The sequence below is a fragment of the Rhodobacter sp. CZR27 genome (assembly GCF_002407205.1).
GTDB lineage: Bacteria > Pseudomonadota > Alphaproteobacteria > Rhodobacterales > Rhodobacteraceae > Cereibacter_A.
In genome coordinates this window covers 2,047,295-2,073,181 of sequence record NZ_CP023548.1, presented here as the reverse complement: position 1 = coordinate 2,073,181, position 25,887 = coordinate 2,047,295, and the positions used below count along the sequence as shown (strand labels likewise).

Annotated in this window: 27 protein-coding genes and 1 pseudogene; 10 read left to right on the top strand and 18 right to left on the bottom strand. The window is 69.6% G+C overall.

What is annotated here, in order from left to right; genetic code table 11:
• Nucleotides 1-49: 49 nt before the first annotated feature.
• Nucleotides 50-826, top strand: coding sequence for an enoyl-CoA hydratase-related protein (locus CK951_RS10070; RefSeq protein ID WP_096786021.1), 777 nt, complete (start codon nucleotides 50-52; stop codon nucleotides 824-826).
• A 123-nt stretch (nucleotides 827-949) separates the two neighbouring features.
• On the opposite strand, the gene ilvN is transcribed toward CK951_RS10070, so the two are convergent.
• The 6 genes from ilvN to CK951_RS10040 form a co-directional block, all read right to left on the bottom strand.
• Nucleotides 950-1,510 (bottom strand): acetolactate synthase small subunit, encoded by a 561-nt coding sequence (gene ilvN / locus CK951_RS10065; RefSeq protein WP_096786020.1) that lies wholly within the window; start codon nucleotides 1,508-1,510, stop codon nucleotides 950-952.
• A gap of 59 nt (nucleotides 1,511-1,569) precedes the next feature.
• The gene (locus tag CK951_RS10060) at nucleotides 1,570-3,324 is read right to left on the bottom strand and encodes an acetolactate synthase 3 large subunit (protein ID WP_232520606.1); all 1,755 of its coding nucleotides are present in this window, start codon (nucleotides 3,322-3,324) and stop codon (nucleotides 1,570-1,572) included.
• Between the two features lie 452 nt (nucleotides 3,325-3,776).
• Entirely contained in the window at nucleotides 3,777-4,619 is an 843-nt protein-coding gene (locus CK951_RS10055; protein WP_096786018.1) for an arginyltransferase, read from the bottom strand.
• A 103-nt stretch (nucleotides 4,620-4,722) separates the two neighbouring features.
• Nucleotides 4,723-5,175: an RDD family protein gene (locus tag CK951_RS10050; RefSeq protein WP_096787222.1), complete on the bottom strand. Its 453-nt coding sequence runs from the start codon at nucleotides 5,173-5,175 to the stop codon at nucleotides 4,723-4,725.
• 58 nt (nucleotides 5,176-5,233) lie between these two features.
• On the bottom strand, nucleotides 5,234-5,644 hold the full coding sequence (locus CK951_RS10045) for a DUF2852 domain-containing protein (protein ID WP_096786017.1): 411 nt from the start codon (nucleotides 5,642-5,644) through the stop codon (nucleotides 5,234-5,236).
• 268 nt (nucleotides 5,645-5,912) lie between these two features.
• The gene (locus tag CK951_RS10040; RefSeq protein WP_096786016.1) at nucleotides 5,913-6,383 is read right to left on the bottom strand and encodes a YbaK/EbsC family protein; all 471 of its coding nucleotides are present in this window, start codon (nucleotides 6,381-6,383) and stop codon (nucleotides 5,913-5,915) included.
• A gap of 99 nt (nucleotides 6,384-6,482) precedes the next feature.
• Between CK951_RS10040 and CK951_RS10035 the strand changes: the two genes are divergently transcribed.
• Nucleotides 6,483-9,296 (top strand): glutamine-synthetase adenylyltransferase, encoded by a 2,814-nt coding sequence (locus CK951_RS10035; protein ID WP_096786015.1) that lies wholly within the window; start codon nucleotides 6,483-6,485, stop codon nucleotides 9,294-9,296.
• Nucleotides 9,283-9,552: a hypothetical protein gene (locus CK951_RS10030; RefSeq protein ID WP_096787221.1), complete on the top strand. Its 270-nt coding sequence runs from the start codon at nucleotides 9,283-9,285 to the stop codon at nucleotides 9,550-9,552. The genes CK951_RS10035 and CK951_RS10030 overlap by 14 nt, the downstream gene beginning before the upstream one ends.
• Nucleotides 9,553-9,568: 16 nt before the next feature.
• Here CK951_RS10030 and eda read toward each other — a convergent pair whose 3' ends face one another.
• Together eda and edd are read right to left on the bottom strand one after the other, a co-directional pair.
• Complete coding sequence (eda, locus tag CK951_RS10025; RefSeq protein ID WP_096786014.1) at nucleotides 9,569-10,207, bottom strand: bifunctional 4-hydroxy-2-oxoglutarate aldolase/2-dehydro-3-deoxy-phosphogluconate aldolase; 639 nt, start codon at nucleotides 10,205-10,207, stop codon at nucleotides 9,569-9,571.
• A 43-nt stretch (nucleotides 10,208-10,250) separates the two neighbouring features.
• Nucleotides 10,251-12,056, bottom strand: coding sequence for a phosphogluconate dehydratase (gene edd / locus CK951_RS10020; protein WP_096786013.1), 1,806 nt, complete (start codon nucleotides 12,054-12,056; stop codon nucleotides 10,251-10,253).
• Nucleotides 12,057-12,346: 290 nt separating this feature from the next.
• Here edd and CK951_RS21390 point away from each other — a divergent pair, with 290 nt between their 5' ends.
• From CK951_RS21390 to CK951_RS10005, 3 genes are all read left to right on the top strand, one after another.
• Entirely contained in the window at nucleotides 12,347-12,511 is a 165-nt protein-coding gene (locus CK951_RS21390) for an RSP_7527 family protein (protein WP_096786012.1), read from the top strand.
• A 105-nt stretch (nucleotides 12,512-12,616) separates the two neighbouring features.
• Entirely contained in the window at nucleotides 12,617-13,807 is a 1,191-nt protein-coding gene (locus CK951_RS10010; RefSeq protein ID WP_096786011.1) for an RSP_2647 family RNA methyltransferase, read from the top strand.
• Nucleotides 13,804-14,346, top strand: a complete 543-nt coding sequence (locus CK951_RS10005; protein WP_096786010.1) for an RSP_2648 family PIN domain-containing protein — start codon at nucleotides 13,804-13,806, stop codon at nucleotides 14,344-14,346. The genes CK951_RS10010 and CK951_RS10005 overlap by 4 nt, the downstream gene beginning before the upstream one ends.
• Here the strand turns inward: CK951_RS10005 and CK951_RS10000 are convergent.
• The 7 genes and pseudogenes from CK951_RS10000 to CK951_RS09970 form a co-directional block, all read right to left on the bottom strand.
• Nucleotides 14,337-15,023 (bottom strand): M48 family metallopeptidase, encoded by a 687-nt coding sequence (locus CK951_RS10000; RefSeq protein ID WP_096786009.1) that lies wholly within the window; start codon nucleotides 15,021-15,023, stop codon nucleotides 14,337-14,339. The two genes, CK951_RS10005 and CK951_RS10000, sit on opposite strands and share 10 nt — an antisense overlap.
• An 84-nt stretch (nucleotides 15,024-15,107) precedes the next feature.
• A complete protein-coding gene (locus CK951_RS09995; RefSeq protein WP_198402338.1) occupies nucleotides 15,108-15,512 on the bottom strand; it encodes a cytochrome c in 405 nt (134 codons plus the stop codon).
• Between the two features lie 186 nt (nucleotides 15,513-15,698).
• Nucleotides 15,699-16,883: a VWA domain-containing protein gene (locus CK951_RS09990; protein WP_096786008.1), complete on the bottom strand. Its 1,185-nt coding sequence runs from the start codon at nucleotides 16,881-16,883 to the stop codon at nucleotides 15,699-15,701.
• Nucleotides 16,883-17,047, bottom strand: coding sequence for a hypothetical protein (locus tag CK951_RS09985; protein ID WP_096786007.1), 165 nt, complete (start codon nucleotides 17,045-17,047; stop codon nucleotides 16,883-16,885). Before CK951_RS09985 ends, CK951_RS09990 begins: the two co-directional genes overlap by 1 nt.
• A 692-nt stretch (nucleotides 17,048-17,739) precedes the next feature.
• A pseudogene (locus CK951_RS22090) lies at nucleotides 17,740-18,237 on the bottom strand (DUF2927 domain-containing protein); the annotation flags it as partial.
• 200 nt (nucleotides 18,238-18,437) lie between these two features.
• Nucleotides 18,438-18,890: a GNAT family N-acetyltransferase gene (locus CK951_RS09975; RefSeq protein ID WP_096786005.1), complete on the bottom strand. Its 453-nt coding sequence runs from the start codon at nucleotides 18,888-18,890 to the stop codon at nucleotides 18,438-18,440.
• A gap of 78 nt (nucleotides 18,891-18,968) precedes the next feature.
• Nucleotides 18,969-19,808 carry a MoxR family ATPase gene (locus CK951_RS09970; RefSeq protein WP_096786004.1) on the bottom strand — a complete coding sequence of 280 codons (840 nt, stop codon included), beginning with the start codon at nucleotides 19,806-19,808 and terminating at the stop codon, nucleotides 18,969-18,971.
• A 186-nt stretch (nucleotides 19,809-19,994) separates the two neighbouring features.
• Between CK951_RS09970 and dksA the strand changes: the two genes are divergently transcribed.
• Together dksA and CK951_RS09960 are read left to right on the top strand one after the other, a co-directional pair.
• Complete coding sequence (dksA, locus tag CK951_RS09965) at nucleotides 19,995-20,417, top strand: RNA polymerase-binding protein DksA (RefSeq protein ID WP_096786003.1); 423 nt, start codon at nucleotides 19,995-19,997, stop codon at nucleotides 20,415-20,417.
• A 120-nt stretch (nucleotides 20,418-20,537) separates the two neighbouring features.
• Nucleotides 20,538-21,710, top strand: a complete 1,173-nt coding sequence (locus CK951_RS09960; protein ID WP_096786002.1) for an FAD-dependent monooxygenase — start codon at nucleotides 20,538-20,540, stop codon at nucleotides 21,708-21,710.
• On the opposite strand, the gene CK951_RS09955 is transcribed toward CK951_RS09960, so the two are convergent.
• From CK951_RS09955 to erpA, 3 genes are all read right to left on the bottom strand, one after another.
• Nucleotides 21,689-22,093, bottom strand: a complete 405-nt coding sequence (locus tag CK951_RS09955) for a PaaI family thioesterase (RefSeq protein WP_198402445.1) — start codon at nucleotides 22,091-22,093, stop codon at nucleotides 21,689-21,691. The genes CK951_RS09960 and CK951_RS09955 overlap by 22 nt on opposite strands.
• 122 nt (nucleotides 22,094-22,215) lie before the next feature.
• Complete coding sequence (xth, locus tag CK951_RS09950; RefSeq protein WP_096786000.1) at nucleotides 22,216-22,995, bottom strand: exodeoxyribonuclease III; 780 nt, start codon at nucleotides 22,993-22,995, stop codon at nucleotides 22,216-22,218.
• Between the two features lie 57 nt (nucleotides 22,996-23,052).
• A complete protein-coding gene (erpA, locus tag CK951_RS09945; protein WP_096785999.1) occupies nucleotides 23,053-23,379 on the bottom strand; it encodes an iron-sulfur cluster insertion protein ErpA in 327 nt (108 codons plus the stop codon).
• A 75-nt stretch (nucleotides 23,380-23,454) separates the two neighbouring features.
• Between erpA and CK951_RS09940 the strand changes: the two genes are divergently transcribed.
• Together CK951_RS09940 and CK951_RS09935 are read left to right on the top strand one after the other, a co-directional pair.
• Nucleotides 23,455-24,591 (top strand): deoxyguanosinetriphosphate triphosphohydrolase, encoded by a 1,137-nt coding sequence (locus CK951_RS09940; RefSeq protein WP_096785998.1) that lies wholly within the window; start codon nucleotides 23,455-23,457, stop codon nucleotides 24,589-24,591.
• A 275-nt stretch (nucleotides 24,592-24,866) separates the two neighbouring features.
• The gene (locus CK951_RS09935; RefSeq protein ID WP_096785997.1) at nucleotides 24,867-25,835 is read left to right on the top strand and encodes a YihY/virulence factor BrkB family protein; all 969 of its coding nucleotides are present in this window, start codon (nucleotides 24,867-24,869) and stop codon (nucleotides 25,833-25,835) included.
• The last annotated feature ends 52 nt before the right edge of the window (nucleotides 25,836-25,887 follow it).

The following is a 25,887-nucleotide window of genomic DNA, read 5'->3' as shown; positions in this document are numbered from 1 at the left end:
TTTCCGCTCCGGTCCCCGGCCTATGCTGCGGGGGAAAGGGAGGGATGGCATGACCTATCAGACGATCAGGGCCGAGGAACGGGACGGCATCGCGCTGCTGACGCTGGCCCGGCCCGAGGTGATGAACGCACTGTCGGGCCGGATGCGCGCCGAACTGCTGGAAGCGGTTGCGGCCGCCGCCTCCAGCGCCCGGGTCATCGTGCTGACGGGCGAGGGGCGGGGCTTCTGCTCGGGTCAGGATCTGGGCGATGCGGCGGGTCTTGGCGCGCCGGACCTTGGCCGCATCCTGCGCGAGGAATACGAACCCTTGCTGCGCGCCATCGCCGATTGCCCGGTGCCGACGCTGGCGGCGGTGAACGGGGTGGCTGCGGGCGCTGGGGCTAACCTCGCGCTGGCCTGCGACGTGGTGATCGCCACGGAAAGCGCCAGCTTCATCCAGGCCTTCACCCGGATCGGCCTGATCCCCGACGCCGGCGGCACATGGACCCTGCCGCGCCAGATCGGTCTCGCCCGCGCCATGGGCGCCGCGCTTTTCGCCGACAAGGTCAGCGCGCGCGAGGCCGAAGACTGGGGGATGATCTGGGAGGCGGTCCCCGACGAGGTCTTCGTCGCGCACTGGCAGGCGCGGGCCGCGCATCTGGCCGCGGGGCCCACCACCGCCTACCGGGCGCTGAAGCGGGCGCTGCGGGAAAGCTATGCCAATGGCTTCGAGGCGCAGCTTGCGCTGGAGGCGGAACTGCAGGCGGGATGCGGCGCCACGGCCGATTTCGCCGAAGGGGTGGCCGCCTTTCTGGAAAAGCGGCCCGCCCGGTTCACCGGCCGCTGAGGCGCAAGGCGCCGGGGGGCATCGCCTCAGCCAATGGCGTGCCGACGCCGCGACGACAGACGCGCCTGTAATGCAAAGGCGGCCCGGGGTGGCCGGGCCGCCGATTGTCCTTCACCGGATCGCTCAGATCCCGCGCGACAGCGCCGCAACCCCGGTCCGCGCCATCTCGCGCAGGCCCAGCGGGCGCATCAGATCGGCCAGCGCGTCGATCTTCTCCGGCGTGCCGGTGATCTCGAACACGAAGCTCTCCAGCGTCGAATCGACCACCTTGGCGCGGAAGATCTCGGCCAGACGCAGGGCCTCGATCCGCGCCTCGCCCTTGCCCGAGACCTTGAACAGCGCCAGTTCGCGCTGCACCGAGGGCCCCTCGACGGTCAGGTCGTGCACCTCGTGCACGGGGACCAGACGCGCGAGCTGCGCCTTGATCTGGTCGATGACCTGCGGCGTGCCGCGCGTCACGATGGTGATGCGGCTGCGGTGGCCGGTGTGGTCCACCTCGGCCACGGTCAGGCTGTCGATGTTGTAGCCCCGGCCCGAGAAGAGGCCGATCACACGGGCCAGAACCCCGCTCTCGTTGTCCACGACCAGCGCCAGCGTGTGCTGTTCGATGACCTCGGCGTTCGGGTCGCGGAGGTCATAGGCCGAATGCGACGTCGATCCCTGCTTGATGTTGAGCGGCGCCATGCGTCCTGCTCCCTTTCGTTGGAGTGTCATGGGGCGGGGGCTGGCCCCCGCCGCTTGGATCAGACCAGCACCGCGCCGCGGGCGCCGATGGCGCCCTCGGTCTCGGCGTCGCCCAGCAGCATCTCGTTGTGCGGCCGCCCCGAGGGGATCATCGGGAAGCAGTTCTCGTGCTTTTCCACCAGACAGTCGAACACCACCGGCCCGTCGTAGCGGATCATCTCCATGATCGCCTCGTCCAGATCCGCCGGGTCCGAGCACTGTATGCCCTTGGCGCCGAAGGCTTCGGCAAGCTTCACGAAATCCGGCAGGCTTTCCGACCAGCTTTGCGAGTAGCGCTCGCCATGCAGCAGCTGCTGCCACTGGCGCACCATGCCGAGGCGCTCGTTGTTCAGGATGAACTGCTTGACCGGCAGGCGGAACTGCATCGCGGTGCCGAGCTCCTGCATGTTCATCAGGAAGGATGCGTCGCCTGCGATGTTGATCACCAGCGCCTCGGGATGCGCCACCTGCACCCCGATCGAGGCCGGCAGGCCGTAGCCCATCGTCCCGAGGCCACCGGAGGTCATCCAGCGGTTCGGCGCCTCGAAGTTCAGGAACTGCGCGGCCCACATCTGGTGCTGGCCGACCTCGGTGGTGATGTAGCGGTCCATCCCCTTGGTCAGCGCCTCCAGCCGCTGCAGCGCGTGCTGCGGCTTGATGAGCTTGGACGAGTTCTGGAAGTCGAGGCAGCCCACCGCCTTCCACTCGGCGATCTGCTTCCACCAGGCGGCGAGCGCCTCCTTGTTGACCTTGCGGCCGCGCGACTTCCACAGCCGCAGCGCGTCCTCCAGCACGTGGCCGACGTCGCCGACGATCGGCACGTCCACCCGGATCACCTTGTTGATCGAGGATGGGTCGATGTCGATGTGGACCTTCTTCGAGGTCGGGCTGAAATCCTTGACGCGCCCGGTGATGCGGTCGTCGAAGCGGGCGCCGACGTTGATCATCAGGTCGCAGCCGTGCATGGCGAGATTGGCCTCGTAAAGCCCGTGCATCCCCAGCATCCCGAGCCAGCCCTTGCCGGAAGCCGGATAAGCGCCCAGCCCCATCAGCGTCGAGGTGATCGGGAAGCCCGTGGCATCGACCAGTTCGCGCAGCAGCTGGCTCGCCGCAGTGCCCGAGTTGATGACGCCGCCGCCGGTGTAGAAGATCGGCCGCTCGGCGGTCTCGATCATCTCGACCATGCGGGTGATCGCGTCGAGATCGCCCTTCACCTTCGGCTGGTAGTGATCGACGCGGGCCTTCTGCGGCGGCGAGTATTCGGCGGTGGCGAACTGCACGTCCTTCGGGATGTCGATCAGCACCGGGCCCGGGCGGCCGTGGGTGGCGACATGGAAGGCCTGATGCAGCGTCTCGGCCAGCTTCGCGGTGTCCTTCACCAGCCAGTTGTGCTTGGTGCAGGGGCGGGTGATGCCCACCGTATCGGCCTCCTGGAAGCCGTCGGTGCCGATCATGAAGGTCGGAACCTGACCCGAGATCACGACGAGCGGGATCGAATCCATCAGCGCATCGACGAGGCCCGTCACCGCATTGGTGGCGCCGGGACCCGAGGTGACGAGGACGACGCCGGGCTTGCCGGTCGAGCGGGCATAGCCCTCGGCCATGTGGACCGCGCCCTGTTCGTGCCGCACGAGGATGTGGCGGATGTCGTTCTGCTGGAAGATCTCGTCATAGATCGGCAGCACCGCGCCGCCGGGATAGCCGAACACGGTGTCCACGCCCTGGTCCTTCAGGGCCTGGACCACCATCCGCGCGCCGCTCATCACCTCGGTCATCTCTCTCTCCATCTCCGGCCGCGTCAGGCGGCGCGCTCCGCGCAACAAAAAGCCCCCGGGTTTTACTCGGGGGCGCATGGGATCCCATGATGGTCAACCGTCACCGGCCCATGCGCATCTTTCCACCAAGACGTACGACACCAGACATTCCGGGCCCCCCGTTGCGGTCGGGCCGGACACTAGGCGGTGCGCGCAGGGCCGTCAATGGCAAATCCGCGAAGAAAGTGTCGCAGCAGGGGCGCGTGCCGAACATATCTTTCGCAAATCGGCGGGCGGTCGAAAGAAGGCTAAATCCGAGGGGGCTCGGTGACCGCTGCAGGGGCATGATTGCGGGATCGGACAGGGCGGCCGCAGCCCGCGGCCGGACACGGCCCGGCCGAACGCAGGGTCAGTCGCGGACGCCACAGCATCGCAAGCGGAGGGCCGCCCGAGCGGCAGTCGAGGAGGATGGTTCAGTCGCGCCCGCGCTCGCCCGAGCGGGCCTCGGGCAGGCTGATGCGCGCGACCTGCTCGGCGATGGGATCCACCGACAGGGGATGAAGCTCCGCCCGGTGGTCCGAGGGCTGGCCGATGTCCTGCCAGCGGCCGCCCTTGTAGATCTCCAGCGCGGCGTAGTTCGCCTTGTAGCCCATCTTGCGGCTGCCGGGCACCCAGTAGCCGAGATAGACATAGGGCAGGCCGGCCTCGCGCGCGATCTCGACATGGTCGAGGATCACGTGGGTTCCCAGCGAGCGGCTGGTGAGGTCGGGATCGTAGAACGAATAGACCATGCTCAGCCCGTCATCGAAGATGTCGGTCAGGCAGACCGCCGCCAGCGGGCGGGCGCCGCCGTTCTCGGCCGGGCGGGAATATTCGATGACGCGCGAGCGGATCGGCGTCTCCTCGATCATCGCGGCGAATTCGAAGATGTCCATGTCGGCCATGCCGCCATCGGCATGCCGGTCGTCAAGATAGCGGCGGAACAGCGCATACTGGTCCTCGGTCGCCCAGGGGCTCGTCGCGTTGCGGCGCAGGTCGGTGTTGCGCCGCATCACCTTGCGCTGCGTCCTGTTCGGCTCGAAATCCGCCACCCGGATGCGCGCGGAAAGACAGGCCGAGCATTCCGCGCAGGACGGCCGGTAAAGCACGTTCTGCGACCGCCGGAAGCCCTGCTTCGACAGCGTGTCGTTCAGCTTCTGGGCATGTTCGCCCTGCAGCGCCGTGAACAGCTTCCGCTCCAGCCGCCCCTCGAGATAGGGGCAGGATTGCGGGGCCGTCACATAGAACTGCGGCGCGATGGGAAGCGTGTGGCGCATGGGCGGCTCTTCGCTGGACTGCCGGTTACGTTAGCAAGGCGCCGGGGCCGCGCCAAGGTCAGACTTGCGCCCCCGCATCGCCATTTGCGACGCAGGCGGAAGCTCACTCGCCAGCCGCGCGGTTGAGGGCCACCGTGCCCAGGATATGGTCGGTCAGGCCCTGCGCGCGCGCCCCCGTCAGCATCAGCACGACCGAAAGGATCTGCGGCAGCACCATGCCGATCGAGACCGTGTAGCCGAGCGTGTGCAGGAATGCCCCGGCTAGGTCGAGCGGCTCGCCGCGGCCGTTGCGGATCCGGATCGCCATCAGCCGCATGCCCGGCGTGGCGGAACTGCGCGCAAGAGTCACCGTCCGGTAGGCGAAGTCCACGCAGAGGAACAGGACCGGCAGGTAGAACAGCGCCGTGAAGGCGGTGAAGGGCACGATCAGAAGGGTGATCAGCGCGATCAGCACCATGTCCACGATCCAGGCGAGCCCGCGCTTCAGGGGCACGTCGGCGTAGAACTCGGCGTGGCTGTCGGGGTCCGGCAGGGGATCGATCCAGGCTTGGCTCATCTCGGGCTCCTCGGGCAGGGGCAGGCGGCCCCGGAAGGGGCCGCGCCGGTCGTTCGGGTCAGGCGTCCGCATCGCGCGGCGAGGCCGCGTTGCGCGCGCGATCCTGCATGAAGGCATCGAACTCCTGCTTGTCCTTGGCCTCGCGCAGCCGCTGCAGGAAGGCCTCGAAGGCGATCTGCTCCTCTTCCAGCCGGCGCAGCGTATCGGCCTTGTAGGCGTCGAACGCGGCATTGCCGCTGCTGTTCCAGGCGGAATGGCGGGGGGTCAGGGTGCGGCGGGGGCTGCAGGACCGGCTGAACATGCGTTTGCTCCAGATCATGTAGGCGAGGATGGCAAGGCCCGCGGGCCAGAAGGCGATGAAGCCTACGACCATGGCGGCGATCCAGGCCGGACGGCCGCGGTCGTCAAGCCAGGCTTCGGCGCGGGCGGGCCATGAGGCGAAGCCGGCGCGGGCGGTGGCAGGTATCATGGGCGGTCTCCCGTTGCGGTGATGTGAAGGCATTTCACATCCATCCAGATGGGGACGGCCAGGATTATCGCAAGGGGCGATGTTAAGGGAATTTACATCTGGTGGCGAAGGTTCGCCGGAAGCTCGCACCGCGTGCATCCGGGTCCCGAGGGGCGCCCTGCGCTCCCGCGCAGGCATGCCCGATGATCGGCAGAGTGTTCCTTCGGCACGGGCCGCCTGATCGCTGCCGGTGGATGCGCGGCCCCGACGCAGCCGGCAGGCCGCAATGTCAGAGGATGAAATCCTCGATCCGTGCGCCGGTCAGCCGGTGCAGCACCGTCGGCGGAACGGCGAAGATGTGGCGCGGCGTGCCGCCCGCGGCCCAGACCTCGTCGAACTCCATCAGGCGCGGGTCAAGACAGACCGGCAGCGGCGTCAGATGCCCGACCGGTGCCACGCCGCCGATCGCAAAGCCGGACTGTGCCCGCACCGTCGCGGCATCGGCGCGGCCCAGGGGTTCGCCCGCCAGCGCGCTCGCCTTTTCGGCGCAGACCTGGTTGCCGCCGGCGGTCAGGAACAGGTGCAGCCGTCCGCTCTGCTGGCCCTGGAACAGGATCGACTTCACGATCTGGTCAAGCGCGCAGCCCGCTGCCGCGGCCGCCTGCTCGGCGGTGCGGGTCTCGGCCCCCATCTCGCGCACCTCGGCCTCGATCCCCGCGGCCTCCAGGGCCGCCTTCACCCGCGCCAGGCTCTTGCTCATCCTCGTCCCCCGTTTTCCTGCCTTATCCCCGGGGCGCTGCGACCTCGCAAGCCCCGACCTGCCGTTGACCGCCCCGGGCGGCCCGGCCATTGTGGCGCCATGACCGCATTCGTCTCGCGCCTCGTGCGCTCGCCCCTTCCCATTGATCCCGAGCCCGCGGCCGAGATCGCCACCACCTTCCGCGACCTCGGCCCGGACCTGGCCGGCCTGCTCGCCGCCACCGCCGGCTGCAGCCCGTTCCTGCGCGGGCTGATGCAGCGCGAGGCCGACTGGCTGCGCCCGGCGCTGTCGCTCGCGCCCGAGACGGCGCTGGCAGCTGTGCTGGACCCGCTCGGCGCGCTGGGCGTGCCCGACCTTGCCGACGGGCTGCGGGTGGCCAAGCGCCGCGTGGCGCTGCTGACGGCGCTGGCCGACCTTGGCGGGGTCTGGTCGCTCGAGGAGGTGACGGGCGCACTGACCCGGCTGGCCGACCACGCCACCGATCTTGCGATGAAGGCCCTTGTCGCCGACGAGATCCGGCGCGGAAAGCTGCCGGGTGCGCGGCCCGAGGATGCCGAGACGGCGGCCGGCATGGTGGCGCTCGCCATGGGCAAGATGGGCGCGTTCGAGCTGAACTATTCCTCGGACATCGACCTGATCTGCCTGTTCGACGAAACCCGCTACCCGGGCGACGAGCAGGAAGCCCGCGCCGCCTTCATCCGCGTCACGCGCAGGATGACGGCGATGCTCTCGGACCTGACGGCCGAGGGCTATGTCTTCCGCACCGACCTGCGCCTGCGCCCCGATGCGGCGGTGACGCCGGTCTGCCTGTCGATGGCGGCCGCCGAAAGCTACTATGAAAGCGTCGGCCGGACGTGGGAGCGCGCGGCCTACATCAAGGCGCGCCCCTGCGCGGGCGACCTTGCGGCGGGCGAGCGGTTCCTGAAGACCCTCGTGCCCTTCGTCTGGCGCAAGCACCTCGATTTCGCGGCAATTCAGGACGCGCATGACATGCGCCTTCGCATCCGCGACCACCGGGGCCTGCACGGGCCGGTGGTGATCGAGGGCCACAACATGAAGCTCGGCGTCGGCGGCATCCGCGAGATCGAGTTCTTCACCCAGACCCGCCAGCTGATCGCGGGCGGAAGAGACCCCTCCTTGCGCGACCGCACCACCGTCGGCGGGCTGCGGGCGCTGTCCGCCGCGGGCTGGATCCCGCCCGAGGTCACCGGCGAACTGGTCGAGCACTACCGCGCCCACCGCGAGGTCGAGCACCGGCTGCAGATGGTCCACGACCAGCAGACCCAGACCATGCCCACGACGCCCGACGGTGTGGCCCGGATCGCGCATTTCTGCGGCCTTCAGCCGGACGCCTTCCGGCAGGCCCTGCGCGAGCGGCTCGAGCGGGTGGATCGGTTGACCGAGGGCTTCTTCGCCCCCGGCGCGGCCGAGGCGGGGCCAGAGCTGTCCGACCACGCCCGCGCCGTCGTCGACGGCTGGTCGAGCTATCCGGCCCTGCGCTCGCAGCGGGCGGTGACGATCTTCACCCGCCTGCGTCCGCAGATCCTGAAAAGCCTTGCGCGCGCGGGGAACGCCGACGAGGCGCTGTCGGCCTTCGACGGCTTCCTGGCCGGCCTTCCGGCGGGGGTCCAGATCTTCTCGCTGTTCGAGGCCAACCCGCCGCTGGTGGACCTGATCGTCGACATCTGCGCCACCTCGCCCAAGCTTGCACTTTATCTCTCGCGCAACTCCGGCGTGCTCGATGCGGTGATCGGCGGCGGCTTCTTCGCGCCCTGGCCGGGGACGGCGGCCCTGGTGCGGGAACTCTCGGACTGGCTGGCCGAGGTGGCGGATTACGAGCGGCGGCTGGATGCCGCCCGGCGCTGGATGAAGGAATGGCACTTCCGCGTCGGCGTCCATCACCTGCGCGGCCTGATCGACGCCTTCGAGGCGGCCAAGCAATATGCCGATCTGGCCGAGGCCGTTGTGGCCGCGCTTTGGCCGGTTGTCTGCGAGGAATTCGCCCGCAAGCACGGGCCGGCGCCGGGCCGCGGGGCGGTGGTGCTGGGGATGGGCAGCCTCGGCGCGGGGCGGCTGAACGCGGGGTCCGACCTCGACCTGATCGTGATCCACGACGCGCAGGGGCAGGAGGCGAGCGAGGGGCCGCGGCCGCTCGCTGCCCGGCCCTACTTCGCGCGCCTCACGCAGGCGCTGGTGACGGCGCTGACGGCGCCGATGGCCGAGGGCCGGCTCTACGAGGTCGACATGCGCCTGCGTCCCTCGGGCCGTCAGGGGCCTGTGGCGACGGCGCTTGCCTCCTTCGCCAGCTACCAGCGCGACGAGGCCTGGACATGGGAGCATCTGGCGCTCACCCGCGCGCGCCCGCTGGCGGGCGATCCAAGCCTTGCGGCCGAGATCGAGGAACTGCGTCGCGAGATCCTGAAGGAGAAGGCCGTCCCCGCGCGCGTGCTGCCCGACGTCGCCGACATGCGTCGCAGGCTGGCCGAGGCGAAGCCCGCGAGCGGCCTGTGGGAGGCCAAGAACGGCCCCGGCCGACTGATGGACATGGAACTGCTCGCCCAGACGGCGGCGCTTCTGGCGGGCGATCCGTCGCGCCGGGTCGAGCAGCAGCTGCGTGCCGGGGTAAGGCATGGTGTCCTGTCGGCGGCGGACGAGACGGCGCTTCTGAAGACCTACCGGCTTTGCTGGCGGCTTCAGGCGGGCTCGCGGCTGCTGTCGGAGGGGCAGGTCGATCCGAGCAGGCTGGGCGAGGGCGGCCGTGCCTTCCTGCTGCGCGAGGTCGAGGCCGCTTCGGCCGAGGCGCTCTCGGCCCGGCTGGCCGAAGCGGTTGCCGATGCCGAGATGCGGATCTCGGCGCGGCTGGGCATGATCGAAGGGGAAGAAGATGGGGGGAGCGGCCGTGCGGCTGAATGAGGCGGATCCGAAGGGGCTGGTGCGCGAGAGCTACGCGATCGAGGGCATCAGCCTGGCCGAATGCCGCTCGATCTTCGTCGACTGGGCGCTGAGCCTTCCTTCGGCCGATGTCCCGGATGCCTTGCATGCGCTGATTGCGGCCTATGCCGCCGACCGACCCGACCATCCGATGAGCGCGGTGCTGCATCAGGGACTGGAAGCGCCCGGCACGCCCCGCCGGCGCGGTGGCCGTGCCGCTCGCGTGGCCGAGGGCTGACGCCCCGATCTGCAGGTCAGCGCAGGGCGGCCGCCTCGGCGGCAAGCGCGGTAATGCCGGCCCAGTCGCCGGCCTCCATCATCGCCCTGGGCGCGACCCAGCTTCCGCCGACGCAGACGACGGTCGGCAGCGCCAGATAGTCGCGCGCGTTCTTCAGGCTGATGCCGCCGGTCGGGCAGAAGCTCACCTGCGGCAGCGGCCCGCCGATCGCCTTCAGCGCCGGCGCGCCCCCGACCGATTCGGCCGGGAAGAACTTCTGCATCGTGTAGCCGCGCTCCAGCAGCACCATCACCTCGGTCGCCGTCGCGGCCCCGGGCAGCAACGCCAGCCCCTGATCCGCGCAGGCGTCGAGCAGCCGGTCGGTCGCGCCGGGCGAGACGCCGAAGCGGGCGCCAGCAGCCTTCGCCGCCGCGACGTCCGCCGGGGTCAGCAGCGTGCCCGCCCCGACGATGCCGCCTTCGACCTCGGCCATGATGCGGATCGCCTCCAGCGCCACCGGCGTGCGCAGCGTCACCTCCAGCGCCGGCAGCCCGCCCGCCACCAGCGCCTCGGCCAGCGGCCGGGCATGGGCCAGATCCTCGATCACCAGCACCGGAACGACCGGCGCGCGGCGGCAGAGGTCGAGGGCGTGGCGGCTTTGCTCGGCTGGGGTCATCGGCAGGTCCTTCGTTGTCTGGTGTGCCGGGGCGCGCGGGCGGTCAGACGACCACCGCCGCCCCTTCGGTGGAGGGGCCGACGCTGCGGCGGAACGCCTCGAACAGTTCGCGCCCGATGCCGTGGGCCGAGGAGGAGAGATCGGCCACCATCGGCTCGCGCGCGTCGAAATCCTCGGCCAGCACGTCGAGCCGTCCGGCCTTCGCATCCACCCGCACCACGTCGCCGTCGCGCAGGCGCGCAAGCGGGCCGCCCATCGCGGCCTCGGGCGCGACATGGATCGCCGAAGGCACCTTGCCCGAGGCCCCCGACATCCGCCCGTCGGTCACCAGCGCCACGCGCAAGCCGCGGTCCTGCAACACCGACAGCACCGGGGTCAGCGAGTGCAACTCGGGCATGCCGTTGGCGCGCGGGCCCTGGAAGCGCAGCACCACAACGGTGTCCGAGGTGAACTCGCCCGCCTTGAAGGCGCGTTTCACCGACTCCTGGTCGTGGAAGATCCGCACCGGCGCCTCGACCACATGTCGGTCGGGCGATACCGCCGACACCTTCATCACGCCGCGCCCGAGGTTGCCGTTCAACTGGCGCAAGCCCCCCGAGGGCTGGAACGGGTCCGCGGCCGGGCGCAGGATGCGGTCGTTCTGCGAAACGCCCGCGCCGTCGCGCCATTCGAGCCGCCCCTCGACCAGAACCGGCTCCTGCCGGTAGTGCGAGAGACCGTCGCCCGCCACGGTCTTGACGTCCGGGTGCAGCAGGCCCGCATCGAGCAGCTCGCCGATCATGTAGGGCAGGCCGCCCGCGGCATGGAAATGGTTCACGTCCGCCATGCCGTTCGGATAGACCTTGGCCATCAGCGGCACCACCTCGGACACGTCCGCGAAATCCTGCAGGTCGAGCAGAACACCCGCCGCTCGTGCCATCGCCGGCAGGTGCAGCACGAGGTTGGTCGAGCCGCCCGTCGCCATCAGCCCGACGAGGCCGTTCACGAAGGCGCGCTCGTCGAGGATCTGCGCCACCGGCACGTATTCATTGCCGAGCGCGGTGATCGCCGCCGCCCGTTCCACCGCGGCCACGGTCAGCGCCTCGCGCAGCGGCGTGTTCGGGTTGACGAAGCTCGCACCCGGCAAGTGCAGGCCCATGAACTCCATCAGCATCTGGTTGGTGTTCGCGGTGCCGTAGAAGGTGCAGGTGCCCGGCCCGTGATACGAGGCCATCTCGGCCGCCATCAGCGCCTCGCGCCCGACCTCGCCGGTGGCGAAAAGGTTTCTCACCCGCGATTTCTCGTCGTTGGGCAGGCCGGTGGTCATCGGTCCGCCCGGCACGAAGACCGCCGGGATATGTCCGAAGGTGGCCGCCGCCATCACGAGGCCCGGCACGATCTTGTCGCAGATCCCGAGGAAGAGCGCGGCGTCATAGCAATTGTGGCTGAGCGACACTCCCGCCGCCAGCGCGATCACGTCGCGTGAAAAGAGCGAGAGTTCCATGCCCGGCTGGCCCTGGGTAACGCCGTCGCACATCGCGGGCACACCGCCCGCGACCTGCGCGGTGGCACCCACCCGGCGGGCGGCGGCGCGGATCAGCTTCGGATAGTCCTCATAGGGCTGATGCGCCGAGAGCATGTCGTTGTAGGCCGTGACGATCCCGAGGTTCGGGCTGCGCCCCTCGGCCAGTGCCGCCTTGTCCTCGGCCATGGCGGCATAGGCATGGGCCTGGTTCCCGCAGGAGAGATGCGCCCTGACCGGGCCTTCCTCTGCCGCCCGGGCCATCCGGTCCAGATAGCTGCCGCGGCTGGCGGCAGAACGGGCGCGGATGCGGTCGGTGACGCGGGCGATGGTGTCGTTCAGGGTCATGCGCGGTCTCGATGGCTGACGGATCGGGCGGCGTCGCATCGCCGCCGGCGCCGGGAAGGCTGGTGATGAGCGTCTGTTAGCGCTAACTAGCGCAAACTGTGGCCGAGGGAAAGACGTCTGCCGCGATTTCCCCGCCGCCGCAACCGGCGGTGCGGCAGCATAATGGGTCAGCCATTCTGTCGCAGTTGCAGCCCGTGCATGGCGGAACTTCTCAACTGGATGGTGTGCGCCAGGCGGCTTCCGGCTAGGGTCCCGCGCAGGGGAGGGCTGGACCACAGGAGATCGGATCCATGACCCGGATGAACGGAATGAACAGCGACGGCTACGTGATCGACCATGTCGCGGTCGAAGCCGAGGCACGCAGGATGCGCAACGACGCGATCCGCGCGGGACTTGTCGCTCTGGGCGGCGGCATTCGGCGGCGCCTGACGGGCCTCGGCCACCGCGCGGTCTGAGCCGCCGCGGTACCGGGCGGCCCGCACATCTGCCGGCACGTCTTTCCGAGGGCCCCGGAACGGGGTAGAGCAGGGGCCGACCCTGCCTCACCGGAAGATCCGCCGATGTCCTATCCCACCGTCCGCCTGCGCCCCAAGGCCGAGGCCCGCGCCATCCGGCACGGCTTCCCCTGGGTCTATGCCGACGAGCTTGTCACCGATCGCCGGACACAGGCGCTTTCTCCGGGGGCGCTTGCGGTGCTCGAGGATGCCGAGCGGCGGGCGATGGGCCTTGTCACGGTGAACCCTGCCTCGAAGATCATCGCGCGGATGCTCGACCGCGATCCGGACGCGACGATCGACGAGGGCTGGTTCGCGACCCGGCTGTCGCGGGCGCTGGCGCTGCGCGCGCGCCTGTTCGACGGCCCGTTCTACCGCCTGATCCATGCCGAGGCCGACGGCCTGCCGGGCGTGGTCATCGACCGCTTCGGCGATGCGGCGGTGATCCAGCCCAACGCGGCCTGGGCCGAGTCGCATCTGCCCGCACTCGAAGCGGCGCTGGTCTCGGTGACCGGTGTCACCACCGTCATCAAGAACGGCGCCGGCCGCGCCCGCAGCCTTGAAGGGCTGCCCGAGGAAATCGTGGTGCTGCGTGGCGGCCTGCAGGGCCCGGTGCCGGTGCCGATGAACGGCGCGACCTACATGGCGGACCTGACCGGAGGGCAGAAGACGGGCCTCTTCTACGACCAGCGGCCGAACCACGCCTTCGGCGCACGGCTGGCGCGGGGGGCGTCCGTGCTCGACGTCTTCACCCATGTCGGCGGCTTCGCGCTTGCCGCGCTGGCGGGCGGGGCCGGGCGGGCGCTGGGCGTGGATGCCTCGGGCCCCGCGCTGGCGCTGGCCGAGGCCGGCGCCGCGGCCGGCGGCATGGCCGACCGCTTCGCAACGCGGCAGGGCGACGCCTTCGAGGTGCTGGAGGCGCTGGGCGCCGAAGGCGCGCGCTTTGACCTCGTGATCTGCGATCCGCCCGCCTTCGCCCCCTCGAAGCCCGCGCTGGAGGCGGGGCTGCGCGCCTACGAGCGTCTGGCCCGGCTTGCTGCGCCGCTGGTCGCGCCCGGCGGGTTCCTCGGGCTTTGTTCCTGTTCGCATGCCGCCGACCTTTCCGCGTTCCGCAACGCCTGCGCACGCGGCATCGGACGCGGCGGCCGGCGCGGCCAGCTGATCCACACCGGCTTTGCCGGGCCCGACCACCCCGTCCTGCCGCAGCTGGCCGAAAGCGGCTATCTGAAGGCGCTGTTCTTCCGGCTCGACGGGTGAGGGTCGTCCTCGACGCCTGCGTGCTGTTTCCCACCGTCCTGCGCGAGATCCTGCTCGGCGTGGCGGCGAGGGGCCTTTACACCCCGCTCTGGTCCGAGCGCATCTTGGAGGAATGGGCGCGCGCCACCCGCCGCCTCGGCCCCGCGGCCGAGGTGCAGGCGCGGGCCGAGGTGGCGGCGGTCAAGGCAGCCTTCCCGAAGGCGATGGTCCTGCCGCAGCCGGGCCTCGAATCCCGGCTCCACCTGCCGGACGAGGCCGACATCCATGTGCTGGCGGCGGCGATCGGCAGCCATGCCGATGCGATCCTGACCTTCAACGCGGCGGACTTTCCGCGCGGAGTGCTGGCGGCCGAAGGGCTGGCGCGGCGCGACCCGGACGGGTTCCTGTGGGAACTGTGGTCCTCGCACCCCGAGACGGTGGCAACAATCGTGCGCGAGGTTCACGCCAAGGCCGAGGCGATCGCTGGCGCGCCGCTGTCGCTGCGGGCGCTGCTGAAGCGCGCAAGGCTTCCGCGGCTCGCCAAGGCGCTTCAGACCTGAAGCCAGCGCGCCTCGCGCTCCTCGATCAGCCGGATGCGTTCCTCGGTGCCGGGATGGCTCATCAGCCAGGCCGGGACCTGCGCCCCGTTCGCGCCCGACCAGCGCGCGAGCTTGCGGAACAGCGACTTCTGCGGCTCCGTCCCGATCCCCGCCTTGACCAGCAGCGCCGAGGCATAGGCGTCGGCCTCGTGCTCGTCGCGCCGCGACAGCCGCGCGGCCAGCGCCGAGGCGAGCAGGTTCGCAAGCCAGATCCCGAAGAACGGGATGAACCGGTTCAGGAGCGCGCCCAGCATCATCATCACCGCGTTCTGGCCGGTGAAGTCGATCATCCGCCGCCGCGAATGGCCAAGCGCGACATGGCCCAGCTCATGCGCGATGACCGAGGCCAGCTCCGCTGCGCTGACCTCGCCGGTCTTGAACTTGCGCAGGAAGCCCCGCGTCAGGAAGATCCGCCCGTCCGGCGCGGCAAGGCCATTGATCGGATCGACCTCGAAGACCTGCACCCGGATGTCGGGCAGATCCAGCGCCGCGGCCATCCGGCGGGCCAGCGCCACGATCTCGGGCTCGTCGAGCGGTCGCGACTGGGCGTCGAGCATCCGCTTCGTCCTCCAGACGGAGAACTGATACATGAGCAGCCCGTAGGCCACGGCCAGAAGCAGGGGGGCGAACTTCAGCATGAGGCCAATATGGTCCCGCCCCGCCGGATCGGGAAGGGCGGAACCGCATCTCCGGCGACAGGATCGCCTGCCGCGACCCGGGGACTATTCCTGAAGGGTCTGAAGATACAGCACGAGAGAGAGGATGCGGCCCCGGATCACCAGCTCGCTTCCATAGGGGCCGCGATCTTCGAAGGCCTGCGGCTTGTAGCGGTCGCCCCAGATCGGCATCGGCCCGCCATGGCCCCGGACTCCGGTCCGGCCGTCGATGATCATGAAGGTTTTCTGGAAGGGAAACTGGCCGTCGTTCCTCTTGGTCAACTGGGTAAGGTCGGGGGTCGCGATGTTCAGGACCGGCGCGAAGGGCCCCTGGCCCTTGCCGGTCTCGCCGTGGCACCCGGCGCAGGCCACCATGTATTCGGCCTTTCCGGCCTCCTCGGTCTTGTCGGCCAGGGCCGGCCCGGCCGCGAGCGCCGCCATGAACAGGACCGCCAGACTGATGCGTTTCATCTCATCTCCCTCTCGCGGCCGGACCGCCCGCGCGCAAAGCGCCGGGGCAGGCACGGGCCGCTGACGGCTGCCCCCATGCGGGACGCGCTGCCGTCGGGGCGCCGCGCTCCTCCCCCGGGGATGCGGCGAACGGCAGGGCGAGACCCGAGCGTCCCACCGGCCTGATGGCGGCGTCATTGACGTTGGTCAGCGGGAGAGTTCGCGCACGCCGCCCGCGATGCCTTCGAGGGTCATCGGCACCATGCGCCCTTCGAAGATCTCGCGGATCATGCGGATCGACTGGGTGTAGCCCCAGTGCTTCTCGGGAACCGGGTTGATCCAGAGGTTCGCCGGCCACTGCGCGCGGGCGCGGCGCAGCCAGACCTCGCCCGCCTCGGCATTCCAGTGCTCGTTCGCGCCCCCGGGGTGCAGGATCTCGTAGGGGCTCATCGAGGCATCGCCCACGAAGATGCACTTGTAGTCGGGGCCGTAGGTGCGGATCACCTGATCGGTCGGCACCTGCTCGTCCCAGCGGCGGCGGTTGTCGCGCCACACCCCTTCGTAAAGGCAGTTGTGGAAGTAGAAATGCTCGAAATGCTTGAACTCGGCGCGGGCAGCGGAAAACAGTTCCTCCACCACCCGGACATGGTCGTCCATCGAGCCGCCGATGTCGAGGAAGAGCAGCACCTTCACCGCATTGTGCCGCTCGGGCCGGGTCTTGACGTCGAGATAGCCATGCTCGGCAGTCGCCCGGATCGTGCCGTCAAGGTCGAATTCCTGCGCCGCCCCCTCGCGCGCCCAGCGGCGCAGCCGCCGCAGCGCCACCTTGATGTTGCGGGTGCCAAGCTCGACCTGATCGTCGAGGTTGCGGAACTCGCGCCGGTCCCAGACCTTGACCGCGCGGCGGTGGCGGCTTTCGTCCTGCCCGATCCGCACGCCCTCGGGGTTGTAGCCGTAGGCGCCGAAGGGTGAGGTGCCGGCGGTGCCGATCCACTTGTTGCCGCCCTGATGCCGGCCCTGCTGCTCGCGCAGGCGGTCCTTCAGCGTCTCCATCAGCTTGTCGAACCCGCCAAGCGCCTCGATCGCCGCGCGCTCCTCGGGCGTCAGGTGCTTTTCGGCCAGCTTCTCCAGCCACTCGCGCGGGATGTTCAGCGCCTCGAGCACCTGTTCGGGCGTGATGGTCTCGAGCCCGCGGAAGCTTTCGGCGAAGGCGCGGTCGAACCGGTCGAGGTGGCGTTCGTCCTTGACCATCGCAGTGCGGGCGAGGTGGTAGAAGCCCGTCACGTCGAAGGTCACGAGGCCCGCGGCCATGCCTTCGAGGAAGCTCAGGTATTCCCGCAGCGAGACGGGAACCCCGGTCCTTCGCAGCGTCTCGAAGAACGGCAGGAACATCAGGCCAGCCGCTCGATCAGGATGGCGAGGAACAGGCCCGCCAGCGCAAAGGCGATCCCGTAGCCGGCCCCGTATTGCAGCATGTCGAGGCGCTGCCCGCCGCGACGCCGTGCGGTGGTGGCGCCGATCACCATGCCCAGAAGCGCGCCTGCGAGAACGATCATCCGCTGTCTCCCTGCTCGCCGGGAACCGTCTCGGCCAGCCGGCCCGGGGTCAGCGCGGCGATCTCGCTCATCCGGGCGCGCACCTCGACCTCGTCCCCGAAGCCATAGCGCGCCCAGGCGAGGCTTTCGAGGCGCGAGGCCCGTGCCTCGGCCGCGTGCCCCTGCAGGCGCAACGCCTCGGCCCGGATCATCAGGAGCGTGGCCAGCAGCGCCGCGTTCTCGGCGCGCGTCACCACGGGAATGGAGCGGTTGCAGAGGATGATCGCCTCGGCCGCCTGCCCCGACGAAAGGGCGAAGGCCGCCATCTGCATGTCGATATGGGCCGCCTGGATCTCGCCGCCGGGCAGGCTGCGGTAGATCCGGGCCGCCTCGATGAAGGCGGCGACGGCGGTCGCGATCTCGTTGGCCATGCTCAGACGCGCCACCGCAAACAGGCTGAAGGCCATCCGTGCATCCTGCCAGCCCTGATCCTCGGCGATGTGCAGCGCCCGGATGGCCGCCTCGCGCCGGGTCCTGTCCGAGCCGGTGGGACCCAGCGCGCGCTCGATCGCCTCGGTCCAGGCGCGGGGCGTCGGTGCGGGCGGCGCCGCCTTGCCCGGCCTGCCTTGCGGGTCGAGCCGCGCCAGCAGGCCCGGCAGTGCCTTCGCCGCCTCGGCCCGCGTCGTCCCGGATCGCAGCTCCGGCGCATAGGTGATGCGCAGGATCAGCATGTCGAAGCCGGTCAGGACGGTGTGGAAGTTGTCGTCGTTGAACACCGAATCCGACAGGCGATACAGGTCGTTGAGCGGCCCGATGGCCTGCGCCAGTTCCTCGTGCAGGCAGTCGCGCACCTCCTGCGGGCTGGTGTCCGAGGGGATGAAGATCGACACCCGCTCGCGCTCGGCCAGCGTGGCCCAGTCCACCTGCGGGTTCCGGCGCTCGGCCCGGTATTCCGCGAAGGACGAGACGCGCGGGACGACGAAGCAGGCCGCCGTCGGCACGAGCGCCTGCATCCTCTGCCGTGTGACGAACTCGATGGAGACCGCGGCGGGCCCTCCGGTCTCGCGGATGTCGATGCCCGCTTCGGACCGCAGCCGGCCGAGCAGCCGCGCCAGATCGCCCGGCGCCGTGGCCGGGACCTCGCCGCTCATCGAGACGGTGATCGGTTCCTCGAACCGCGTCATCCGCTCCAGCGCCCGGCCGCTTTCCATGGCGAAGGTCAGGTCTAGGAAGTCCCGCGCAACCTCGGCATGGGGGCGGGCCTGCGAGCGGTGCGATGTGGTGGAAAAGCTTTTCATGTCCGGCAGCGGGTCCAGGACCAGCCAGCGAGGCCCGCTCATCGACACATCGGCGGCGGGCGGGCCGCCACAGGCACCTAGGACGAGGCCGAGGCCCAGGACCAGCGCCCGCATCACACCACCCGATTGTAGCGGATGAACGGCGACTTCCGCCCGATCCGGTCATAGAGCGCCCGGGCGCGGGCGTTGTTCTCGGCCGTCAGCCAGTAGACCGCCGGCGCGCCCGCGGCATCGGCGGCGTCATAGACCGCCGTGATCAGGCTGCGGGCGACGCCATGGCCGCGGGCCTCGGGCGCGGTGAACAGGTCCTGAAGGTAGCAGACATCCTCAATCCGCCAGCAGTGCCGGTGGAAGAGGTAATGCACCAAGCCCACCGCCGCCCCGCCCTGCCACGCAAGGATCCCGCGCGGCTCGGCCCGGTCGCCCGAGGTGAGGCGGGCGAAGGTCGAGGCGATCACCGTCTCGGGCAGGTCGGTGTCGTAGAAGCGCAGGTAGGCGCCCCACAGCGGGCGCCATGCAGCCTCGTCGGCGGTGGTGATCGGGCGGAGGCGAAGGGTGTCGGTCATGAAGGTCTCGGCGATGAAGGGCAGGGCGCCGCGACGCCCGGACGTCTTGCGAAGGCGGGGCGCAGGACCCGTGTCGGATCAGACCTGACGTCGCGCCATGAAGGCCAGCCGCTCGAACAGGTGCACGTCCTGCTCGTTCTTGAGCAGCGCGCCATGCAGCCGGGGCAGCAGCGAGCGGCCATCGCGGCGCAGATCCTCGGGCGAGAGATCCTCGGCCAGGAGCAGCTTCAGCCAGTCGAGCACCTCGGAGGTCGAGGGCTTCTTCTTCAGCCCCGGCACCTCGCGCAGTTCGTAGAACTGTGTGAGCGCGGCGGTCAGAAGCGCCTCCTTCAGGCCGGGGAAGTGGACCTCGACGATGGCGCGCATCGTCTCGATGTCGGGGAAGCGGATGTAATGGAAGAAGCATCGGCGCAGGAAGGCGTCGGGCAGTTCCTTCTCGTTGTTCGAGGTGATGATGACCACCGGTCGATGCTGCGCACGCACGGTCTCGCCCGTCTCGTAGACGTGAAATTCCATCCGGTCGAGCTCCTGCAACAGGTCATTGGGGAACTCGATGTCGGCCTTGTCGATCTCGTCGATCAGCAGGACGACCCGGCCGGGCGCCTCGAACGCCTGCCAGAGCTTGCCCTTGCGGATGTAGTTCCGCACGTCGTGGACGCGCTCGTCGCCGAGCTGGCTGTCGCGCAGGCGGCTGACGGCATCGTATTCGTAAAGCCCCTGCTGCGCGCGCGTCGTGCTTTTGACATGCCACTCGATCAGCGGCAGTCCCAGCGACTGCGACACCTGACGCGCCAGTTCCGTCTTTCCCGTTCCCGGCTCTCCCTTGACCAGAAGGGGGCGTTGCAGCGTGACCGCAGCATTGACGGCAACCGCCAGATCCTCTGTCGCTACATAGGAAGAGGTAGAGGAAAATTTCATCGACGCTACGTCACCTTGAGAGAAATTGCTGAGGCAGGATAGCACAGGTTGAATCCGCCGCAAGCGCGGCCACGCGGCTAGTGACAATCACCCGCCCATGCGCTAGATGAGCCGCATTGAAGGGAGCGCCGGATGACTGTGAACCACATTTCGGAGCCTGCCGGCCTGCAAGAGAGAGCAGAAGCCATGAAAGCAGAGATCTTTCTGCCTGACGATTATCGCCCCGCCGAGAACGAACCTTTCATGAACGAGCGGCAACTGGAGTATTTCCGCCGCAAACTTCTCAACTGGAAACAGGAACTGCTGGAACAGAGCGCAGAGACCATCGAGGGCCTGCAGGAATCCGGCCGCAACGTCCCCGACATCGCCGACCGCGCCAGCGAGGAAACCGACCGCGCGCTGGAGCTTCGCACCCGTGACCGGCAGCGCAAGCTGGTCGCCAAGATCGACGCCGCGCTGCGGCGGATCGACAACGGCGAATACGGCTACTGCGAGGTCTCGGGCGAGCCGATCTCTCTCAAGCGGCTCGACGCGCGGCCCATCGCGACCATGACGCTGGAAGCCCAGGAACGCCACGAGCGTCGGGAACGCGTGCACCGGGACGAGTGAGCCCGTCCCGCGACCAGTAAGCGCAGCAGCGCCTCGCGGCTTGCCCTCCGGCCGGTCGGGCGCAAAAAATGACGCCGGACCGTGTGTTGGGTCCGGCGTTCGCATGTGGAGGAGCCCGCGATGAGCCTGAAGGATGCCGAGGTCACCGTGCTGGGGGCCGGCGTGGCCGGCCTCGCGGTGGCCCGGGCGCTCGCGCTCCGCGGGGCCCAGGTGACGGTGCTGGAGCAGGCAGAGGCGATCCGCGAGGTGGGCGCGGGCCTGCAGATCTCGCCCAACGGCGCGGCGGTGCTGCGGGCGATCGGGCTGGGCGACGCGCTGGAAGGCGCCTCGATGCGGGCCAGGGCGGTCGAGCTGCGCAACGGCGTGGGCGGGGATCTCGTGCTGCGGCTGGATCTCGAGCGGCTCCGGCCGGGGCAGGGCTATCACCTGATGCACCGGGCGGACCTGATCGACCTGCTGGCCGCCGGGGCGCGCGATGCCGGCGTGCAGATCCGTCTGCTGCAGAAGATCGAGTCGGTCGATCTGGCCGGCCCGCGGCCGCGGCTGATCACGGCGCAGGGCGCGGAATACATGCCGAGCCTGCTGATCGGCGCCGACGGGCTGCATTCGCTGGTGCGGGCCGAGCTGAACGGTCCGGCGCAGCCCTTCTTCACCAACCAGGTCGCCTGGCGCGCGGTGATTCCGGCCACGCCCGGCGAGCCGGTGGTGGCCGAGGTCCACATGGGCGAGGGCCGGCATCTGGTCAGCTATCCGATGCGCGGCGGCACGCAGCGCAACATCGTGGCGGTCGAGGAACGCAAGCGCTGGGTGCAGGAGGGCTGGAACCTGCGCGACGATCCGGTGGACCTGCGCCTCGCCTTCGCCAGTTTCAACGGCCGGGTGCGCCACTGGCTGGAGCAGGTGCCCGATGTCTGGCTCTGGGGCCTGTTCCGCCATCCGGTCGCCCATACCTGGTATCGGGGCCATGTCGCCATCCTCGGCGACGCCGCGCATCCCACGCTGCCCTTCCTCGCGCAGGGTGCGAACATGGCGCTCGAGGACTCTTGGGTTCTCGCGGAATGCCTCAGCCGGCATTCGAACATGAAGGGCGGCCTGGCCGAGTATCAGGCCCGCCGGGTGCCGCGCGTCTGCCGCGTGGTGCAGGCCGCGAACAACAATGCCTGGGCCTATCACCTGCGCACCCCCTTGCGCGAGATCGCCCATCTGGGGCTGAAGCTCGGCTCGCGCCTGCTGCCCGGGCCCACGCTGCGCCGCTTCGACTGGCTTTACGGCTATGACGTGACCACGGCCTGAGGGCGGTCCCTTTCGCCCTTGCCGGGCATCACCATGATGGTCTGCTGCATCAGCGCGCAGAGTGTCTCGCGCCCGTCGCGCAGGGCGAAGACCTCGGCCTGCGTCACGATCAGCGTCCGGCCCGGTCGCACGACGCGGCCGCGGGCCACGATCATCTCGCCATCGGCCGGGGCGACGAGGTTCATCTTGTATTCCACCGTCAGCACGGAAGCCTCCGGCGGCACCACGGTCATCGCGGCATAGCCGGCGGCCGAGTCGGCGATCATGCCCACCACGCCACCGTGGACGAAGCCGTGCTGCTGCTCGACCCCGTGCCAGTGCGGCAGGTGGATCTCGGCCCGCCCCGGCTCGACCAGCGGCAGGCTGGCACGTATCAGCGCCATGGCGGGCTGGCGGGCGAAGCTCGCCCGCACGCGGTCGATGGCAAGGGGATCGCAGGGCCGGCTCATGGCAATGAGGCTACGAAGCCCGCGGCCGGAAGGTCAAAGGAAACGTTGCGTCGGGCTCAGGCGGCGAGGTCCACCCAGACCGGCACGTGATCCGACGGCTTGTCGCCGGCGCGCGTCTCGCGGTCGATGCGGACATCGGTCATCAGGTCCGCCGCCTGCGGCGACAGCAGCAGGTGGTCGATGCGGATGCCGTTGTTCTTCTCCCAGGCGGCGGCCTGGTAGTCCCAGAACGAGTAATGCCCCGGCCCGAAGGTCCGGGCACGGAAGGCCTCGGTATAGCCCAGGTGCAGGATGCGCCGGAAGGCGGCCCGGCTTTCGGGCAGGAACAGCGCGTCGGTAACCCAGGCTTCGGGTCGTGCCGCATCCTCGGGCTGCGGGATCACGTTGTAGTCTCCCGCCAGCACGACCGGCTCCTCGGTGGCCAGAAGCTCGGCCGCGCGCGTCTTCATCCGCGCCATCCAGCCCAGCTTGTAGTCATATTTCGGCCCCGGCGCCGGGTTGCCGTTCGGCAGGTAGAGCCCGCAGACCCGCACCGCGCGCTGCCCCATCACGGTCGCCTCGATCCAGCGCGCCTGCGCGTCCTCCTCGTCGCCGGGCAGCCCGCGCGTCACATCGTCGAGCGGCAGGCGCGACAGGATCGCCACGCCGTTGAAGCCCTTCTGGCCATGGGTCTCGACCCGCCAGCCCGCATCCTCGAACAGGCTGCGCGGAAAGCCCTCGTCGACCGACTTGATCTCCTGCAGCAGCACCACGTCCGGCTTCGCCGCCTCGAGCCAGGCGGTCAGCGCCTCGATCCGCGCCTTGATGCCGTTGATGTTGTAGGTGGCGATCTTCATGGGCGCGCCCCTCCCGGCGGCGTGAGAGGGCGCGCGGCCCGTGTCATTCGGCGAAGGTCAGATCGAGAACGAGGTGCCGCAGCCGCAGGAACTGGTCGCGTTCGGATTGTTGATCACGAAGCGCGAGCCGATCAGTTCTTCGGCATAGTCGATCTCGGCGTTCTGCAGGAAGGGCAGCGAAACCTGATCGACCAGCACCCGCTGGCCGTCCTTCTCGATCACCAGATCGTCCGCCCCCGGATCGTCCAGCTTGATCTCGTACTGGAAGCCCGAGCAGCCGCCGCCCTCGACGGCCACGCGCAGCGCGCGCGTCTCACCCGAGGCTTCGGCGATTTCGGCAAGCCGGGCAAAGGCCCTGTCAGTCACCCGCGGCGGAAGGTTCATGCGAAAACCCCGTGTCAAACCAGTCGTTCCCACATATAGGATGGCGGAAAAGCGCCCACAAGAACAGGCAGATTCATGCTGGCCCCCTATGCCTGCCAGCCCGGCGAGAGCCGCGGCCGGCTCAAGCCCGAGAGCATGTCCACCTTCCGCTCGCCGTTCCAGCGCGACCGGGACCGGATCATCCACTCCTCGGCCTTCCGCAGGCTGAAGCACAAGACGCAGGTCTTCGTGGAACACGAGGGCGACTATTACCGCACCCGTCTGACCCATTCCATCGAGGTGGCGCAGGTCGCGCGCACGATCTCGGGCGTGCTGGGTCTGAACACCGATCTCGCCGAATGCATCGCGCTGGCCCATGACCTTGGCCACACGCCCTTCGGCCATACCGGCGAGGATGCCCTGGCGAAACTGATGGAGCCGCATGGCGGGTTCGATCACAACGCGCAGGCCATGCGGATCGTGACGCGGCTCGAGCGTCACTATGCCGAATTCGACGGGCTGAACCTGACGTGGGAGTCGCTCGAAGGCATCGCCAAGCACAACGGCCCGGTCGAGGGGCCGCTGCCCTATGCCCTGGCCGAGGCGAACGCCCAGTGGGATCTGGAACTTCACACCTATGCCTCGGCCGAGGCGCAGGTCGCAGCGATTGCCGACGACGTCGCCTATTCGCACCATGACCTGCACGACGGGCTGCGATCGGGCCTGTTCACCGAGGAGGACCTGATGGCGCTGCCCGTCACTGCCCCCGCCTTCGAGGAGGTGGACCGGCTCTATCCGGGGCTCGAGCCGATGCGGCGGCGGCACGAGGCGCTGCGCCGGGTCTTCGGCCGCATGGTCGAGGATGTGATCGCCGTGGCGCAGGGCCGGCTCGAGGCGGCGCAGCCGAGATCCGCCGAGGAGATCCGCCAGATGGGTGCCACGGTGATCCGCTTCTCGAAGCCGCTCTATCAGGAACTGAAGGTGATCCGCAGCTTCCTGTTCCACCGGATGTATCGCGCCCCCTCGGTGATGAGGGAGCGCGCCAAGGTGACAGCCGTGGTGAACGACCTCTTCCCGCTGTTCATGGCGCGGCCCGAGCTTCTGCCGCAGGAATGGCGCCGCGACGTCGAGACGGCCGAGGACGAGACGGCGCTGGCGCGGCTCGTCGCGGATTACGTGGCCGGCATGACGGACCGCTTCGCCCTGCAGGAGCATGCCCGCCTCTGCGGCTGACTTGAGTGCGCCTGCGGCCGTCCCGTGACAAACGGGGTTTGCACCGAGGGCGCGTGCGGGCCGCCGGCCGTTTCGTGCGGACGGCTTGCAGCGAAGGCGCGTGTGGGGCCGCCGGCCGTTCCGGCACGGACGGTTGAAACGAGGGCGCGGGCGGGGCCTTGGGCCTCCCTGCCGCGCGGCGACATCCCCCGGTGTTGCCGGAGCATCGGCCGCCGTCTTCGTCTTCCGCCGGAACCCTTGGCGCCTGCTCCGGTTGAGCGCCAAAGGAGACCGCCATGCCTGAAGCCACACCCATGGACGCCGGACGCGGACGCGAAGCCCGCTCTCCCCGCGAGATCCCCCGGAAGGGATGGAAAGACATCGCCATGCGGGTCTGGCAGTCGATCGGTGAGGATCGCGTGATGCTGGTCGCCGCGGGCGTGACCTTCTACCTGCTGCTCGCGCTGTTTCCGGCGCTGGCGGCCTTCGTGTCGCTCTACGGCCTCGTCGCCGATCCGGCCACCGTCATCGATCAGGCCGAGGCGCTGCGCGGGGTCCTGCCGGCCGAGGGCCTCGCGATGCTCACCGACCAGTTGCGCACCCTTTCGGCCGGGGCGCAGTCCTCGCTAACGGTGGGTTTCGTCGTCTCGTTCCTCATCGCCTTCTGGAGCGCGAACTCGGGGATGAAGGCGCTGATCGAGGCGGTGAACATTGCCCATCAGGAGCGCGAGAAGCGCTCGTTCCTGAAGCTGACGCTGTTGTCCTTCGCCCTGACGCTGGGCGCCATGGCGCTGGCAGTGGCCATGTTCGCCGCCGTCGCCATCGTTCCCGCGATCCTTGCGGTGTTCGACCTCGGCTCGGCTGCGACCGTGGCGATCTGGCTGGTGCGCTGGCCGTTGCTGCTGCTTGCCGTGGCGCTGGCGCTGGCCGGGCTTTACCGCTGGGCACCCTCGCGCGAGGCGCCGGAATGGCGCTGGGTCACCTGGGGAAGTGCCATCGCGACGGTGGTCTGGCTGATAGCCTCGATCGCCTTCACGATCTATCTGGAGAATTTCGCGAACTATTCGGCGACCTACGGATCGCTGGGCGCGCTGGTGGGCCTGCTGCTCTGGATCTGGATCGCGGTGATGATCCTGATCGTCGGGGCCGAGATCAATTCCGAGATGGAACACCAGACCGCGCGCGACACCACGACGGGGGCCGAGCTGCCGATGGGCAGCCGCGGTGCGGTGATGGCCGACACTCTCGGCCGCCGTGCGGACTGAGCCGACGCCGCGCCACCGGGATGAACCCGCGCGCCACGCCGGCTGCGCGACG